This window comes from Colwellia echini (genome assembly GCF_002843355.2).
GTDB lineage: Bacteria > Pseudomonadota > Gammaproteobacteria > Enterobacterales > Alteromonadaceae > Colwellia > Colwellia echini.
In genome coordinates this window covers 1-805 of sequence record NZ_PJAI02000076.1, presented here as the reverse complement: position 1 = coordinate 805, position 805 = coordinate 1, and the positions used below count along the sequence as shown (strand labels likewise).

Sequence of the window (805 nt, the reverse complement as noted above, 5' to 3'; positions counted from 1 at the left end):
ACTTTTGCAATCTTTTAAATACCCTGTGAATCGACTATAACTTTTACCCTCTGTGATTATGCTCGTACTTTGCCGCCAAAGTGTTTTACCTGCTTGGCATCGGCAAGTTTGCGATGCTTCATCATAATGAAAATCACTTGAGGTGAATAATCGTGGCTTACCTTTACTGCGCTTTAACCGCCGCTTTTCTTGCTCCGTTTCATAGGTTTCACTTTCTTTAAATAGCGGATTTCTTTTTCTAAATTGGTTATCTGCAATATAAGTATCAAAACCACTTTGGGCCATAAACTCAAGGTTAGCTTCGCTATTGAAGCCACTGTCTGCTGTAAACTTTATTGTCTGTGCGTTTGTTTGTTTTTGGGGATTGAGTTTATCAAGTTGCTGCTTTAATTGTGTGACCGCTGGCTGTAACGTTTGTTGCTCACCCACTGAGCCCCAAGCCTGTGCTTGCAAGATAATTTGATGTTTATCGTCGTTAATCGCAATACCGTTATAGCCTTGAATGGTGCCTTTTGATGTCGTCATCTTAGCGCTGTCTGGGTCGGTGATATTACTTTTAACTGGCTTGCCTTTGCTGCCTGTTTTTTCTTGATGTGTGGCTAGAAATTCGGTTATTTTCTTTGCACTTTTATCCAGCTTTTCTTTTTGCTTTAAGTCCTGTGTTATTAGCGCTTCACTTAAGCCATCTTGAGATTGATGACGCTCTATAATGCGTTTACTTGCTCGCGCTAGTTCATCGAATGTCCCAACCCACTCTTTGCTCGCATTTGATTTTAGTTTACAGCCATCAATGGCAAACATGTTG

The 805-nt window shown here is 40.6% G+C and carries 1 protein-coding gene; it reads right to left on the bottom strand.

Going from position 1 to position 805, the window contains the following annotated elements; all coding sequences use genetic code 11:
* Nucleotides 1-805: transposase (locus CWS31_RS17340; RefSeq protein ID WP_246143606.1), on the bottom strand; the 805-nt coding region annotated here is incomplete at both ends.